This is a genomic window from Streptomyces sp. NPDC002788 (genome assembly GCF_053592115.1).
On record NZ_JBSFVB010000001.1, the window covers coordinates 32,688 to 47,488 of the forward strand.

At 71.9% G+C, this 14,801-nt stretch carries 12 protein-coding genes; 2 read left to right on the top strand and 10 right to left on the bottom strand.

The genetic code is table 11. The features are described 5' to 3' along the window. Window positions 1-47 precede the first annotated feature (47 nt). Genes ACWD1U_RS00190 through ACWD1U_RS00205 form a run of 4 tightly spaced genes read right to left on the bottom strand, consistent with a single transcriptional unit; the run spans window position 48 to window position 5,120 of the window. Complete coding sequence (locus ACWD1U_RS00190) at window positions 48-977, bottom strand: S66 peptidase family protein (protein ID WP_451103407.1); 930 nt, start codon at window positions 975-977, stop codon at window positions 48-50. Next, window positions 974-2,977 (bottom strand): S9 family peptidase, encoded by a 2,004-nt coding sequence (locus tag ACWD1U_RS00195; protein WP_451103408.1) that lies wholly within the window; start codon window positions 2,975-2,977, stop codon window positions 974-976. Before ACWD1U_RS00195 ends, ACWD1U_RS00190 begins: the two co-directional genes overlap by 4 nt. A 3-nt stretch (window positions 2,978-2,980) precedes the next feature. Continuing rightward, window positions 2,981-4,294: a M20/M25/M40 family metallo-hydrolase gene (locus ACWD1U_RS00200; protein ID WP_451103409.1), complete on the bottom strand. Its 1,314-nt coding sequence runs from the start codon at window positions 4,292-4,294 to the stop codon at window positions 2,981-2,983. Next, a complete protein-coding gene (locus tag ACWD1U_RS00205; protein ID WP_451103410.1) occupies window positions 4,287-5,120 on the bottom strand; it encodes a M55 family metallopeptidase in 834 nt (277 codons plus the stop codon). The genes ACWD1U_RS00200 and ACWD1U_RS00205 overlap by 8 nt, the downstream gene beginning before the upstream one ends. Window positions 5,121-5,785: 665 nt before the next feature. Between ACWD1U_RS00205 and ACWD1U_RS00210 the strand changes: the two genes are divergently transcribed. Continuing rightward, window positions 5,786-7,033 carry an ABC transporter substrate-binding protein gene (locus tag ACWD1U_RS00210; RefSeq protein WP_451103411.1) on the top strand — a complete coding sequence of 416 codons (1,248 nt, stop codon included), beginning with the start codon at window positions 5,786-5,788 and terminating at the stop codon, window positions 7,031-7,033. A 22-nt stretch (window positions 7,034-7,055) separates the two neighbouring features. On the opposite strand, the gene ACWD1U_RS00215 is transcribed toward ACWD1U_RS00210, so the two are convergent. The 4 genes from ACWD1U_RS00215 to ACWD1U_RS00230 are packed head-to-tail and all read right to left on the bottom strand — an operon-like array spanning window position 7,056 to window position 10,670. Further along, window positions 7,056-7,796 carry an ABC transporter ATP-binding protein gene (locus tag ACWD1U_RS00215; RefSeq protein WP_451103412.1) on the bottom strand — a complete coding sequence of 247 codons (741 nt, stop codon included), beginning with the start codon at window positions 7,794-7,796 and terminating at the stop codon, window positions 7,056-7,058. A 2-nt stretch (window positions 7,797-7,798) separates the two neighbouring features. Then, a complete protein-coding gene (locus ACWD1U_RS00220) occupies window positions 7,799-8,683 on the bottom strand; it encodes an ABC transporter ATP-binding protein (protein ID WP_451103413.1) in 885 nt (294 codons plus the stop codon). Beyond that, entirely contained in the window at window positions 8,673-9,665 is a 993-nt protein-coding gene (locus tag ACWD1U_RS00225; protein WP_451103414.1) for a branched-chain amino acid ABC transporter permease, read from the bottom strand. Before ACWD1U_RS00225 ends, ACWD1U_RS00220 begins: the two co-directional genes overlap by 11 nt. Window positions 9,666-9,674: 9 nt before the next feature. After that, window positions 9,675-10,670: a branched-chain amino acid ABC transporter permease gene (locus ACWD1U_RS00230; protein ID WP_451103415.1), complete on the bottom strand. Its 996-nt coding sequence runs from the start codon at window positions 10,668-10,670 to the stop codon at window positions 9,675-9,677. Window positions 10,671-10,783: 113 nt separating this feature from the next. On the opposite strand from ACWD1U_RS00230, the gene ACWD1U_RS00235 reads away from it, so the two are divergent. Next, entirely contained in the window at window positions 10,784-11,773 is a 990-nt protein-coding gene (locus ACWD1U_RS00235) for a class I SAM-dependent methyltransferase (protein WP_451103416.1), read from the top strand. Window positions 11,774-11,798: 25 nt separating this feature from the next. Here ACWD1U_RS00235 and ACWD1U_RS00240 read toward each other — a convergent pair whose 3' ends face one another. After that, window positions 11,799-12,152 carry a DoxX family protein gene (locus ACWD1U_RS00240; RefSeq protein WP_451103417.1) on the bottom strand — a complete coding sequence of 118 codons (354 nt, stop codon included), beginning with the start codon at window positions 12,150-12,152 and terminating at the stop codon, window positions 11,799-11,801. Between the two features lie 258 nt (window positions 12,153-12,410). Then, the gene (locus ACWD1U_RS00245; protein ID WP_451103418.1) at window positions 12,411-14,801 is read right to left on the bottom strand and encodes an MFS transporter; all 2,391 of its coding nucleotides are present in this window, start codon (window positions 14,799-14,801) and stop codon (window positions 12,411-12,413) included.

Genomic DNA, 14,801 nt, shown 5'->3' on the forward strand with positions numbered 1-14,801 from the left:
TGGGTACGATCGGCCGGCTTCCTGGCGTATTTCGGTGGCGGCCCGACTCAGCTCAGGGCCGGTTCGTCGAATGTCAACGTGCCTGCCTGCGCGTCCAGTTCGGCCACCAGCCCGAAGGGCATGGTCAGCGCGCCCGAGCAGTGCCCGAACCCGAACTCCTCCACGACCGGGACACCGAGCCCGCCCAGCCGGTCGGCGAAGACCGCCCGCAGCCGCTCGTACGGGCCGCACGCCTCCCAGGACCCGAGCAGGATCCCCGCGACCCCGTCCAGCCAGCCCGCACGCCGGAGTTGGGTCAGGTACCGGTCCAGCCGGTACGGGCTCTCGCCGACGTCCTCCATCAACAGCAGCCCGCCCCGGGCCCCGGCGCGGGCGTGCGGGGTGCCGAGGTCGCTCGCGAGCAGGCTGAGGCAGCCGCCCAGGGTGACACCCCGGGCGTGCCCCGGCACCAGCGCGGCACCCCCCGGCACCGCCGTGACGGTCCGCACGGTCTCCGGCTCGAACAGGGTGGCCCGCAGGTGCTCCTGGGCCCGGGCGTTCTTGAGGAAGTCGACGCCGGCGGCCGCGGGTCCGTACAGGGTGACCAGGCCCAGGCGGGTGGCGAAGGCCTGGTGCAGGACGGTGATGTCGCTGAACCCGGCGAAGACCTTCGGGCCCGCGGCTCGCATCGCGTCCCAGTCGAGCAGGTCGACCGTGCGCTGTGCCCCGTACCCGCCCCGCGCGCACAGCACCGCGGCGACGGACGGATCGCACCAGGCGTGCTGGAGGTCAGCGGCCCGCTGCTCGTCCGTGCCGGCCAGGTAGCCCAACTCGTCGTGCCGGCCGAGCACATGGGGCGCGACCACGGGGTCGAGGTCCCAGCCGCGCAGGATGTCGAGCCCGGCCTGGAGCCGCTCCTCGGGCACCGGCCCGCTGGGGGCGACGACGGCGACGCGGGCGCCGGGGGCGAGCCGGGGCGGTCGGACGAGCGGTCTCACTCGGCGAGCTCCAAGGCCGGGACCCCGGGCGGGTTCAGGCCGAACGCCTGGGCGTACAGGGAGAGTTCGGCCTCCAGGGCGCGCACCATGGTCTCCGCCCTGCGGAACCCGTGTCCCTCCCCCTCGAAGGCGAGGTAGGCGTGCGGCACCTTCCGGCCCTCCAGCCGGGCCAGGAACCGCTCGCACTGGGCGGGCGGGCAGATCACGTCATCCAGGCCCTGGAGCAGCAGGAACGGCACGGTGAGGCGGTCGGCTTGAGCGGCGGGCGAGCGCTCCGCGTACCGCGCGGGCACCTCGGTGAGCGGCCCGATCAGGCTCTCCAGGTAGTGCGACTCGAAGTCGTGGGTCTCCCCCGTGCCCCAGCCGGTGAGGTCGAGGATGGGGTACTTGATGGTGCCGCAGGCGTAGACGTCGGTCGTGGTGAGGGAGGCGGCCGCGGTCCAGCCGCCCGCGCTGCCACCCCGCACGGCGAGCCGGTCGCGGTCGGCCGTGCCCTCGTCGGCGAGGGCCAGGGCGACGGCGGCGCAGTCCTCGACGTCGACCACGCCCCACTGCTCGCGCAGCCGCTCGCGGTACGGACGGCCGTATCCCGTGGAGCCGCCGTAGTCGACCTCGGCGATGCCGATGCCGCGCGAGGTGAAGTAGGCGATCTCCAGGTCCAGCACCAGCGGGGCGCGTCCGGTGGGTCCGCCGTGGGCCCGGACGACGTAGGGCGGCAGTTCGTCTCCGGAGGCGACACAGCCGGGGTGGTGGGGCGGGTAGATGTGGGCGTGGATGTCGCGTCCGTCCGGGCCGGTGAAGGTGCGGATCTGCGGCTCGGGGTAGTACGCGGGGTCGACGGCGTCGTCGTGCTCGGCGCCGATGACACGGGCGTGGCCGGTGCTGGTGTCCAGCTCGACCACCTCGTAGGCGCTGCGCGGGCCGGCCCCGACGGCGACGACCCGGTCGCCGTGGGCCGCGAGGGTGGGAGCGAACTCGGTCCAGGGGCCGGCCGCGTCGACGACCTCGCTCGTCTCGGGGTCCAGGAGGCCGAGGGCGGTGGCGCCCCGGCCGTGCACGACGGCGATCAGACCGCTCTCCAGCGGTGTGAACCATCTCGACCCCAGCTGCCACAGCGCCCCGCCGAACTCCTCCTCGCGCGGGGCGAGCGCAGCGGGGTGGGGGTCCCCCGGCCCGGAGGGCGGGGAAGGCTCCCCGCCGAGGTAGAGGTTCCACCAGCCGGTGCGGTCGCTCACGTGGAGCAGGCGGCCGTCGTGGGTGAAGTCAACCTGGGCGATGGACTCGCCTGGCCCGCCGGCCACGGTCCGGGCGTCGTGCAGGGTGCCGTCGGGGCCGACGTCGGCGAGGACCAGTTCGCTGCCGTCCCACGGCATGCGCGGATGGTCCCAGGCGAGCCAGGCCGCCTTCCGCCCGTCGGGCGACAGCTTCGGCCCGGTCACGAACCGGTGCCGGTCGTCGGTGAGTTCGCGTACGGCGTCCCGGTCCTGGGCGGCGGAGCCGTCCAGCGGTACCGCGGCCAGGACCCGACGCACGTCGGTGGGTCCGTCGCCGGTGAACTCCTCCAGCACGCACCACACCTCGCCCCGCTCGGTCCGCGGCAGCGGCTCCGCCCAGCGCAGGCCTCCGCCCACCGGGGACACGGGCGTGAGCGGGCGGGGTTCGCCGCCCGGCTCCCAGCGGTACAGCCGCTGGTCGGCGAAGTTCACGAACACCACCAGCGGGCCCTCGTCGCCCGCGAGGGCTGCCCAAGGATGCCCGCCGTACTCGATGACCCGGCTGCGCACGTTCCACGGCGCGGGCAGCAGCGACTCCTCCCGGCCGTCGGTGTGCCGGCGCACCAGAGTGCGCCTGCCGCCCTCGGCGGGGCGCGGCTCGGTCCACCACACCTCGTCACCGACGAAGCCCACGTACTCCGGGTGCCCGTCGTGCGCGGCCGCCATGGCCGCGTCGATGGGCGAGGGCCATGACCCGTACGCCAGCGTCCGCACCGTCTCCCCCACTCGTCAGGCCGTCCGCAGGAACCGGTCGAGCACCCGGACGCCGAAGTGCAGCGCCTCGACCGGTACCCGCTCGTCGACGCCGTGGAACATGGCGGCGTAGTCGTAGCCCTCCGGCAGCTTCAGCGGGGTGAAGCCGTAGCCGGTGATGCCGAGGCGCGAGAACTGCTTGGCGTCCGTGCCACCGGACATGCAGTACGGCACGACGTGCCCCTCGGGGGCGAACTCCTCGACGGCAGCCCGCATCCGGGCGTACGTCGGCGAGTCGAGCGGCGACTGAAGGGCGACCTCGCGGTGGTGGAACTCCCACTCGACGTCCGGCCCGGTGAGCCGGTCGAGCGTGCTGCGGAACTCCTCCTCGCCGCCGGGCAGATACCGGCCGTCCACGTACGCCACGGCCTCGCCGGGGATCACGTTGACCTTGTACCCCGCGTCCAGCATCGTCGGGTTGGCGCTGTTGCGCACGGTCGACTCGACGAGCTTCGCCACGGGGCCCAGCTTGTCGAGCAGCGTGTCCACGTCGGTCAGCTCGCTGTCGATGCCGTAGAGCGCGGCGAGTTCGGTGAGCGCCGCGCGTACGGTCGGGGTGGGCCGCAGCGGCCACTCGTGCTCGCCGATGCGGGTGATGGCGGCCGAGAGCCGGGTCACCGCGTTGTCCCGGTTCACCTTGGAGCCGTGCCCTGCGCGCCCACGGGCGGTGAGCTTCAGCCAGGCGGTGCCGCGTTCCCCGGCCGCGATCGGGTAGATCTGCCGCCCGCCGCCGTCGTGGAAGGTGAAGGCACCCGACTCGCTGATGCCCTCGGTGCAGCCCTCGAACAGGGCGGCGTGCTCATCGGCGAGGAATCCGGAGCCGTCCTCGGCACTGGCCTCCTCGTCGGCGGTGAACGCGATGACGATGTCCCGGCGGGGCCGGACGCCCAGCCGGGCCCAGGCGCGCACGACGGCCAGGATCATGGCGTCCATGTTCTTCATGTCGACGGCGCCGCGCCCCCAGACGACGCCGTCGCGGATCTCCCCGGAGAACGGGTGGACGCTCCAGTCGGCTGCCGCGGCGGGCACGACGTCCAGATGGCCGTGGAGCAGCAGCGCGCCGGCCGACGGGTCGGTCCCCTCGACTCGGGCGACGACGTTGGTCCGCCCCCGGGTGCGCTCCAGCAAGGCCGGCTCCAGGCGCGCCTCGGCGAGCCGCGCCGCGGCGTACTCGGCGGCGGGCCGCTCCTGGCAGTCCCCGCCGCCCCGGTTGGTGGTGTCGATCCGGATCAGGTCGGACGTGAAGGTCACGACCTCGTCCAGCGCCCGCTCGTCCACCTGCTCAGCCATACTGCTCCTCCACCGCGGCCGAGACGATCGTGGTGACCGCCTTGAAGGCGCGGATGCCCTCGTACATGGTCTCGCTCGTGTACGCCACCTTCCGCTCCGCGATCCGGTCCACACCCGGCACGACGGTGGCGGCCATCGCCAGATGCTCCGCGTCGAACTCGACGGTGACGGTGAACGGCCCACCGCGCACGGGTTCGTGACGCACCGCCAGCGCGGCGGCCTCCTTGGCGGCGGCCCGGATGTCGGCCGCGGTGCGGGCGGGCGTACGGCACACGGCCGCGTAGCGCGACACATGGTCCTTCACCGCGACCTTCAGTGCCCCGGGCGCGTACCCGAGCGCGTCCTCGCAGGCGACGTCGTCCCCGGTGACCAGCACGACCGGCACCCCGAACTCCGCGACGACGTGCGCGTTGAGCAGTCCCTCGCTCGCCCGTACGTCGTTCAGCCAGACGCCGGTGATGGAGTTGGCGAGGTAGGTGTGGGCGAGGACGCCCTCCATGCCGGCGCCCGCGTGGTAGCCGACGAACGCGATGCCGTCGACGTCGCCGTGCTGCACACCCTCCACCATGGACAGCGCCTTGTGCCGTCCGGTGAGCATCTGGGCCCGTTCGTCCAGTTGTTCCAGCAACAGGTTGCGCATCGTCGAGTGCGCCTCGTTGATGAGCACCTCGTCGGCGCCGCCGTCGTAGAACCCGAGCACGGCGGCGTTGACGTCGGAGGTGAACAGCGAGCGGCAGCGCTCCCACTGGGACGCGCCGGGCATCACGTCGTCCGGCCAGGTGACGCCGGTGGCGCCCTCCATGTCGGCGCTGATGAGGACTCTCATGACAGTCCGTCCCCCCGCAGGTCAGACTTTTGTGCGGCTGGTGACAGCGGTGTGCGACAGCATCCGGCAGGGGCGCAGATCCTCATGGTGCGTCACGTTACGCGCAGCCGGGGCGGACTGCCACGGAGAGGTACCGCGGGCGCGGAGCTGTCACCCGGCGTACCCGCACGGCCGGGCGCTCTCGCTTGACGGCGCCGACGGGCTTCACCGTGCGCCGGCCCCGGCTGTGCCGGGGGACCGCGGTGCGGGGCCGGAACAAAGTGGCGCGGCGCCTTGCGGCCTGTCTCGGCGAGCCGGAGCCGGGCCCCGGCCGGGCCCTGCCGCACCGGGGCGACGTGGCCCGAATGATCTCGCCGAACCGGAGGGCGAGCTTCTCCGGCCCGGCTGGTGCCGGCCGCGCCCAGGAGATCGCGCCGGGCCGTGGCATGCGGGTGGCCGCGGAGCGCGGCGGGACGCCCTCCGCGTGACCATGCTCAAGCAGGTGAGCAGTACCGGTTGGCCGGGATGCGCCGGTCACGGATGACAGCGCCGAGAAATGCGACAAAATCGCAAAAGTGTTCCTTTTGTGCTTTTCCGGGCTCCGAGTGAGTCCTACAGTCGTGTACAGATGGCGGGCGGATGGCCGGCCAGTCGACCACCGCCGCCTGTGACGAGCGGAGGCGGAGATGAAAGCGTCGATACGGCGGTCCGCGGTCTTCGCGAGCGCGGCCGCTCTTGTGATAGCCGTCTGCGGTACGACGGGCACCGCCCAGGCCGAGCCGGGCGATGGGGAGCTCCAGTTCGGCTACGTCCTGCCGGAGACCGGACAGCTGGCCTACCTGGGCCCGCCCCAGATCGAGTCGTTGAAGTTCGCGATACAGAAGATCAACGACGCCGGCGGAGTCCTGGGCAAGCCCGTGCCGACGGTGGTCTCCAGTGACGAGGCGGGCCAGGAGGCCGTTGCCGCGCAGTCGGCGGACCGGGTCCTCTCGGCAGGCGTGGACGCGATCATCGGCGCCGCGGCTTCCGGCATGTCGCTGTCGTTCATCGACCGGGTGACCGGAGCGGGCGTCGTGCAGTGTTCGGCGTCGAACACCGCTCCCACCTTCACCGACTACGAGGACGACGGCTTCTACTTCCGTACCGTCCCGAGCGACGCCTTGCAGGGGCCCATCCTGGCGGATGTCGTCCGCGATGACGGCCACAACCGGGTGGCCCTGGTCGCACGGGCGGACGACTACGGGCGCGGCCTGATGGAGGCCACCCGGAAGACGCTGGAGGAGCGCGGTGCGACGGTGACGCTCGCCGAGACCTACGACCCCGAGGCGACCAACTTCGACCAGGTCGTCCAGCAGATCGAGAACTCCAGGCCGGACGCCGCCGTGGTGATCGCCTTCGAGGAGGGCACCCAGATCCTGCAGGGCATGATCGAGTCCGGACTCGGGCCCGACCGCATCGGCGTCTACGGCGCCGACGGACTGCGCAGTGAGGAACTGCCCTCGCTGGTCTCCCCGGGCCAGCCGGAGAGGCTCTCCGGGATGAAGGGGACCGCACCGGCATCGGCGTCGAACGAGCAGTACGTGAAGGACCTGAAGAAATTCGCGCCGAAGCTGAAGGAGCTGCAGTTCGCACCGCAGGCGTTCGACTGCGTCACGACGATCGCGCTCGCCGCCGAGAAGGCGGAGTCCGACGACCCTGGCGAGTACGTGAAGGAGATGAACGGGATCACGCAGGGCGGCGAGAAGTGCAACTCGTTCGCCGCCTGCAAGGAGCTGCTCGCCGACGGCAGGGACATCGACTACGACGGTGTGAGCGGACCGCTCGACTTCACCGACAAGGGCGAACCCGGCCAGGCGACGATCGAGGTGTACGGCTACAACGACGAAGGAGAGTTGCAGACCCTGCGCACCGAGACCAGCAAGGCCCAGGAGTGACCGGGAGGAACGACGACGTGAGTCAACGGACGCGGGCGAGCGTGCCGAGGTAGAGCTCGATCACCTTCTCGTCGTGCAGCAGGGCCGTACCCGTGCCGGTGTACGCGTTGCGGCCCTGGTCGAGGACGTAGCCGCGGTCGCAGAACTGCAGGCACCTGCGGGCGTTCTGCTCGACCATGAGCACGGCGACGCCCGCGCTGTTGATCATTCGGCACCGGTCGAAGACGTGGTCCTGGTGGAGCGGTGACAGGCCGGCCGACGGCTCGTCGAGCAGCAGCAGTTGCGGCTCCATCATCAGGGCGCGGGCCATCGCGAGCATCTGGCGTTCGCCGCCGGACATCGCGCCGGCCTTCTGCCTGCGGCGGTCGGCCAGCACGGGGAAGAGCTCCTCGACCGCCGCGACCCGCCGCGTGTGGTCCTTGGGCCGCAGATAGACGCCCATCCGCAGGTTCTCCTCGACGGTCAGCGTGGGAAACACGTTCTGCAGCTGCGGTACGTAGCCCACACCCCGCCGGACCAGCTCGTGCGCGGGCCGGCCGGTCACGTCCTCGCCGCGCAGCCGCACGGTCCCGCCGCGCACCCGCAACAGCCCGAAGACGGCCTTGACCAGCGTGGACTTGCCGGCGCCGTTGGGGCCGATCACGCCGACCACCTCGCCCGGCCGCACCTCGACGCTGCATCCGCGCAGCACGTCGACACCGGGGACGTAACCCGCGACGATGCCGTCGGCCGCCAGCACCGGTGCCTGTTCCTCGGCGGACATCGCTACTCCTCCCTGCCCTGCTCCTCGCCCTTGTCCTCGGTCGCCTCCGGCTCGTCGTGCCGCTTGCCCAGGTAGGCGTCCACGACGGCGGCGTTCCGGCCGATCGTGTGCGGTGGGCCCTCGGCCACCAGGCGGCCGTCGGCCATGACGGCGACCCAGTCGCTGATCCCCATCACCACGTCCATGTCGTGCTCGACGAAGCACACCGTCAGACCCTCGTCCCGCAACCGCGTGATGTGCCCGAGCAGCGACTGGGTCAGCGCGGGGTTCACCCCGGCCATCGGCTCGTCGAGCAGGAGCATGACCGGCCGGGTCATCAGCGCGCGGGCCAGTTCCAGCAGTTTGCGCTGACCGCCGGAGAGCGTACCGGCATGGTCGTCGCGCAGGGGCGCGAGCCGGAACCGGTCCAGCAGTTCGTCGGCCCGGCGCTCGAACTCCCGCTCCTGCCCCCGCCACAGCGGCCTCAGCAACGCGGGCAGCACCCTCTCGCCGCGTTGCCCGGGTGCGGCGAGCAGCAGATTCTCCAGCACCGTGAGCCGGGCGAGCGCCCTGGAGAGCTGGAAGGTACGGACCAGGCCCCGCCGCGCCACCCGGTGCGCCGGGAAGCCGGTGAGCGGTTGTCCGTCGAACGACCACCGGCCGCCGTCGGCCCGGTCGAACCCGCTCACCACGTTGAACAGCGTGGTCTTGCCGGCTCCGTTGGGCCCGATGAGCGCCGTGATGGCCCCGCGCTGCACCTCCAGGTGCTCGACCCGCACGGCGACGAGGCCGCCGAAGGTACGGGTCACCCGGTCCAGGACCAGCAGAGGATCGGGCTTGCGCACCCCCGGCTCGGGGTCGGTCGCGGAGAACCGGCCCGCGTGGGGTCCGACAGGTTCAGCGGCCACTGAGCAGCATCTCCTTCCGGCTGCCGAGGATGCCCTGCGGCCGGAACGCGACCAGCAGGATCAGGGCGACCCCGACCAGGGCGAAGCGCACCGCGCCGACCTCCGACGTACTGATGAGGTCCGGCGAGATGTACTCGGCGTCGATGGCCTGGCGGAGGGCGCTGTCGAGGAAGCTGAGGACGAACCAGAACAGGATCGCGCCGACGACCGGCCCGAGGATCCGCCCGGCACCTCCGAGCACGAGCAGCGTGTACAGGAAGAACGTGACGCCCGGATCGTAGTTGTCCGGGTTCACGGACTGCACCTGGATCGCCTGCGTCATGCCCGCGACCGCCCCGATGACGCCGCCGAGCACGAGGCTCTGCATCTTGTACGCGTAGACGTTCTTGCCGAGGCTGCGGGCGGCGACCTCGTCCTCACGGATCGACCGGATGACACGGCCCCACGGGCTGTGGATCAGCAGGGCGAGCAGACTTCCGACCACGAGCACCAGCGCCCATCCGACGATCATCACCCAGAGGTCGCGGGAGCTGAACCTCACGAGCCACACGCCGTAGGTGCCGGGCTCGAAGGGGCTGAGCGCGTAGAAGTCGTTCGCGAACCTCTGCAGCCCGAACACCCCACCGGTGACCGGCTCGGCCCAACTGGAGCGGTAGAACAGCCGTAGCGTCTCCCCCGCCGCGATCGTGGTGATCGCGAGGTAGTCGGCGCGCAGCCGCAGGGTGGGAAGGCCGAGGAGCAGGGCCAGCACGATCGCGCAGGCGATTCCGCCCAGGACCCCGAGCCACATCGGGCCGTCGTACGTCGACACCGTGATGGCGAGCCCGTAACCGCCGACCAGCATGAAACCGACCTGGCCGAAGTTCAGCAGCCCCGTGTAACCGAAGTGCAGGTTCAACCCCATCGCGGCGAGCGCGTAGACGGCGGCGATGGGGCCGATGCCCGAGCGCAGGGCGTCGGAGACGATGGCCGAGAAGTCCATGGTGCCCCCTCACCCGACGCGTTCGGCCCGGCCGAGGATGCCCTGCGGCCGGACGAGGAGGACGAGGATGAGGACGAGCAGCGCCCAGGCGTACTGCAGATCGACCGGGAACCACAGGGTGGACATCTGGGCGACCACGCCGATGACGAGGCTGCCGACCATCGCGCCGTAGGCGGAACCGAGGCCGCCCAGGATGATCCCCGCGAACATGAGCAGCAGGAGCTTGAAGCCCATGTCCCAGGTGACGATCTCCACCAGGCCGAAGAAGACCCCGCCGAGCGCGGCCAGCCCGCCGCCGAGCATCCACACGAACAGCACCACCCGCTGCACGTCGATGCCCGACGCCTCCGCGAGGTCACGGTTGGCGGAGACGGCCCGCACGGCCGTGCCGATGCGCGTCTTCTGCAGGAGCGCGGCGATGCCGAGCAGCACCAGTACGGAGAGCAGGGTGACGGTGAGGTCCCGCGGGGTGATGCCGGCCGTCCCGATGCCGATCGTGCTCTGGATGTCGTACTGCGCGTAGGACGCGGGCCGCGTTCCGTACAGCACGAGGACCACGTGGCGCAGCAGCAGCGAGAGCCCGATGGTGACGATGAACATGTTGATCAGCCCGGTGCCCCGGGCCCGCAGCGGGCGCCAGATGCCGCGCTCGACCGCCGCGCCCAGCAGGGCGCCGAGGACCACCGCGGCGAGGGCGGCGGGGATCAGGTGCCAGCCCGGACCGGCCGCGGAGACGTTGAGGAAGAACGCGAAGGTGGCGCCGATCGTGACGAACTCACCGTGCGCGAAGTTGATCAAGTGGATGGTGCCGAAGATCAGCGAGAGCCCGACCGAGGTGATCGCGATGATCACCCCGAACTGGATACCGTCGATCAGCGCCTGCAGAGCGCGCGCGGCGAGCGTGGGGCCGCGCGGGACTTCGTCGCCCTGGGCCCGCGCGGAGATGGCGGGCACCATCACGAGGACCAGGCCGAGGGCCGGTACGAGCATCCGCTGATAGCGCATGACGGTTCCGATATGTCAAGAACATCCCTTAGGGCTCAGTGTAGGTGCAGGTCGCAGCGGTGACACGGGTAACGGGCGACGGATGGGTGCCCACGGAAAGCGAAGGACGCGGGATGGGTGACAGCGGGGACATCGCGAGTGCGTACAACGACGACAGTGTGCTTTTCCGGGTGCTGCGCCACCTCGGCTGGGACAGCCTGGCCAACATCGGCTACTTCACGCCGTCCACCCTGCCGTTCGCGGCCCTGACCGGGCCGGTGCCCTTTCAGCGCCGTCTGGCCCGCCGGTCGCTGGCGCTGCTGGACGCCCGGCCCGGACAGCTCGTCCTGGACGCCGGATGCGGTCGCGGTGACACCACGGCGCGGCTGGGCGCCGCGGGCTGCCGGGCGTTGGGCGTGGACATCCAGCCGGCGCAGATCGACCAGGCACGTCGCCGCTTCGGCGACCGTTCCGGCGTGCGTTTCGCCGTCGCCGACGCCACCGCTCTGCCGCGGCGGGCAGCGGAGACCCGGCTGACCGACGGTTCCTTCGACCGGGTGCACTGCCTGGAGGCCGCCTTCCACTTCGGCCACGAGGGCCGTCGGTCCTTCCTGGGCGAAAGCTTCCGGCTGCTCCGCCCGGGAGGCCGGCTGGTCCTCGTGGACGTCACGTCCCGCACGGACCAGCCGATCGCGGCCTTCGACCCGAACGGCCTCGTACGCGCGACCTGGCGCTTCGACGACATCGAGCCGTGCGAGCGGTACCCGCTCATGGCGTCCGCGGCCGGCTTCACCACGCATCGCGTCCTCGACTGGACCACCCCCGTCCTGCGCCGGGCGGCCCGGCTCTGCGCCTTGTTCGCCGGCACCGCCTCCACCCGCGTCGGCCGACAGGCCCTGTGCCTGAGGTGGCCCGGGCTGCGAACACTCGACGCGCGCGACTGGGACGAGGCCATCGCCGCCGTCCGGGCTCACCGGGCAGTCGGCGGCGCCACTCGCTACATGGCGTACGTCTTCGACAGACCCGCGGACCAACCCGCCGACGTCACCCCGGCGGACGACATCCGCCCCGAGGAGGGCCCTCCGCCGCCCCAAGGGCGACCGCAGCGCCCGCCGGCCTCCTAGGGACCCTTGCACTATGAGCGTCCGATCATGTCGCCCCTTGAAGCCCCAGGGCCAGCGAGGCGACCACCGGCGCCGCGTACAGCAGCGGGAACGGCACGTGCGAAAACCAGCGGGCCCGCAGCACAGTGACGACGGCGCCGAGGAAGTACAGCACCAGACCTGTCCCGGCCAGCACACCGACGACCGGCACGAGCAGGCCCATGAGCAGACCGACCGCTCCGGCGGCCTTGGCGACGCCGAGCCAGGGCCACCACGAGCGCGGGACGCCGTAGTCGGCCAGCGGCTTCACCACCCACTCGGCTCGGAAGAAGACCGAGGCGGCCGAGAAACCCGCCATGGCGGCTCCCAGGACGGTGACGACGACGTAGGTGGTGGACATGGCGGCAGCTCCTCCATCGGGTCGCGACCGGGGCGCGGTCGCCCCGGCCCGTTCATCGACTTCCTTCACTCGCTTGACCCGCCGCGCCGCGGGAGTGTGACAGCGAGAGCGACCCTTTCCGATGTGACGGCAGTCACGACCGCAGGATGTGTGCCGGAGTCACCCCCCGTACGGCTCCCGCCGGTGGCGATGCGAGGCAACGCGGGCACTGCTCGCGGGGTTCGCACCGGTGTACGCCCCCCGCGCGCCGGTGGCCGTTCAGTTATCGTGGCCCAGCTGCAGATCGCGCTCGGTACGGTCGCCTCCGGCCACTTGGAGGACGGTCGCGACCGGCGGATAGCCGGCGGCGATCACGGTGTACTCACCGGAGGACAGGTCGACGAAGCGGAATGTGCCGTCGGGGCCGGTGGTGAGGGTGTCGACGACGTTGCCCGCCACGTCGAGCAGCGTCACGCGCGCGTCCTCCACGGACCGGCCGCCCCCGGCCCGGACGGTGCCGCGCAGGATGGCGCCGCCGGCCAGTTCGATGTCCCGGCGGGTCTCGCGGTCGGCCTGGACGGTGACGGGGAGCGCGGCCGGGCGGAAGGCGGGGGCGCTGGCGGCGAGGGTGTACTCGCCGGCCACCAGATCGGTGATGACGTAGCCGCCCTCCCGGCCGCTGCGGGTGGTGGCCACGACCTCGCCGTGCACGTTGGTGAGGGTGACGGTGGCGTCCCGGACGGGCGTGCCGTCCGCGGTGACGACGCTGCCGACGAGGTTCCCGGCGCCGCCGAGGACGATGTCGAGTTCGACGGGGCGTTCGCCGACGGTCACGGAGACCGCCTGCGGCTGGTGACCGCCGGCCGCGGCGATCAGCACGTAGGAGCCCGGGCCGGGTGTGGCCAGCGCGTAGCGTCCGTCGCCGCCGCTCGCCCCGCGTCCGGTCTGCCGGCCGGTGACGTCGATGAGCGTGAGCGCCGCGCGGGGCACGGCGGTGCCGTCGTGGTGCTGCACCGAGCCGCAGACGGGGACGCCGGCGGTGTACGCGCCCCGCGCCTGCGGGATCGGGGCGGTCCCCGGCGCCGTGTCCGGGTCGGTTACGGAGGCGTTGTGGGACACCAGGGGTTTCTCCTTGAGGAAGAGGGCGATGACCAGTCCGAGGACGAGCACCGGCACCAGGTAGAGGAAGATCCGCGGCATGGCGTCGGCGTACGCCCGGATGTAGCCGTCGCGAAGGGCCGGGGGCAGGCTGTGCACGAGCTGCGGGGTGACGGACTCCGGGTCGGGCAACCCGATGTGGGCGCGCGGAGGGAGGCGGTCGGCCAGGGCGTCGGTGAGCCGGTCGGCGAACAGTGTGCCGAAGACGGCGGCTCCGACGCTGCCGCCGATCTGCCGGAAGTAGTTGTTGGCGCTGGTGGCGGTGCCCAGGTCGGCGGGGCGCACCGAGTTCTGCACGGCGAGGATCAACACCGGCATCACCGTGCCGATGCCGGCGCCGAGGACGGCCGTCCAGACGCTGTAGTGAAGCCGGGGCGTGCCGACTTCCAGACGGGACAGCAGCCACATGCCGGCGACGGAGAGGGCGCAGCCGAGGATCGGGTAGGCCTTGTAGCGGCCGGTGTGGCTGATGAGCTGCCCGGCGATGACCGAGGCGCCGACGATGCCGCCCATCATCGGCAGCATGAGCAGACCCGACTCGGTGGCGGAGGCCCCGTCGACCATCTGCAGGTAGGTCGGCAGGTAGCTGGCGGTGCCGAACAGCCCGACGCCGATCACCAGCCCGACCAGGCCGGTCACGTTGAAGACGGAGTCCCGGAACAGCCGCAGCGGGATGAGGGGTTCGGCGGCGAAGCGCTCGGCGACGAGGAAGAGGACGGTGGCCGCCGCCGCTCCGGCCCCGAGGCCGATGATCAAGCGTGAGTCCCAGGCGTACTCGGTGCCGCCCCAGCTGGCCAGCAGGACCAGGCAGGTGGAGGCGGCGGTCAGCAGCAGCGCGCCGAGGATGTCCAGCCGCGCCTTGACTGCCGGTTTGGGGAGCTTCAGCGCGACGGCGACGACGGCGAGCGTGACCACGCCGAAGGGCACGTTGACGTAGAAGCACCAGCGCCAGGAGAAATGGTCTGTGAAGTAGCCGCCGAGCAGCGGTCCGGCCACGGAGGCGAGGCCGAAGGCGGCGCCGATCAGACCCATGTGGCGGCCGCGCCGCCGGGGCGGCACGATGTCGGCGATGATCGCCTGGACGCCGATCATGAGACCGCCCGCGCCGACGCCCTGGAGGGCGCGGAAGGCGATCAGCTGGTCCATGGTCTGCGCCCGGCCCGCGAGCGCGGAGCCGACGACGAAGACGACGATGGCGAACTGGAAGACGCCCTTGCGGCCGAGCAGATCGCCGAGCTTGCCGTAGATCGGCAGTCCGACGGTGGCGGTGAGCAGGTAGGCGGTGATAGCCCAGGACATCCGGTCCAGGCCGTGCAGCTCACCGACGATCTTCGGGAGCGCGGTGGAGACGATCATCTGCTCCAGGGCGGCCAGGAGCAGGGCCGACATGAGCGCGAGGAAGACCAGCCGCACCCTGCGCGGGCTGAGTCCGGTGGCCGGTTCCGGTGGGGGTGCGGGGGTGTCGGGAGGTGCTGCCGCCGGTTCGTCCTGCGCCAGAGTGATCCCGCCCAC

Excerpts from the sequence above, each read along its gene's own strand:
- ACWD1U_RS00200 (WP_451103409.1), bottom strand. The coding sequence starts at position 4,294 with ATGGCTGAGCAGGTGGACGAGCGGGCGCTGGACGAGGTCGTGACCTTC.
- ACWD1U_RS00205 (WP_451103410.1), bottom strand. The coding sequence starts at position 5,120 with ATGAGAGTCCTCATCAGCGCCGACATGGAGGGCGCCACCGGCGTCACC.
- ACWD1U_RS00210 (WP_451103411.1), top strand. The coding sequence starts at position 5,786 with ATGAAAGCGTCGATACGGCGGTCCGCGGTCTTCGCGAGCGCGGCCGCT.
- ACWD1U_RS00215 (WP_451103412.1), bottom strand. The coding sequence starts at position 7,796 with ATGTCCGCCGAGGAACAGGCACCGGTGCTGGCGGCCGACGGCATCGTC.
- ACWD1U_RS00225 (WP_451103414.1), bottom strand. The coding sequence starts at position 9,665 with ATGGACTTCTCGGCCATCGTCTCCGACGCCCTGCGCTCGGGCATCGGC.
- ACWD1U_RS00230 (WP_451103415.1), bottom strand. The coding sequence starts at position 10,670 with ATGCGCTATCAGCGGATGCTCGTACCGGCCCTCGGCCTGGTCCTCGTG.
- ACWD1U_RS00235 (WP_451103416.1), top strand. The coding sequence starts at position 10,784 with ATGGGTGACAGCGGGGACATCGCGAGTGCGTACAACGACGACAGTGTG.
- ACWD1U_RS00240 (WP_451103417.1), bottom strand. The coding sequence starts at position 12,152 with ATGTCCACCACCTACGTCGTCGTCACCGTCCTGGGAGCCGCCATGGCG.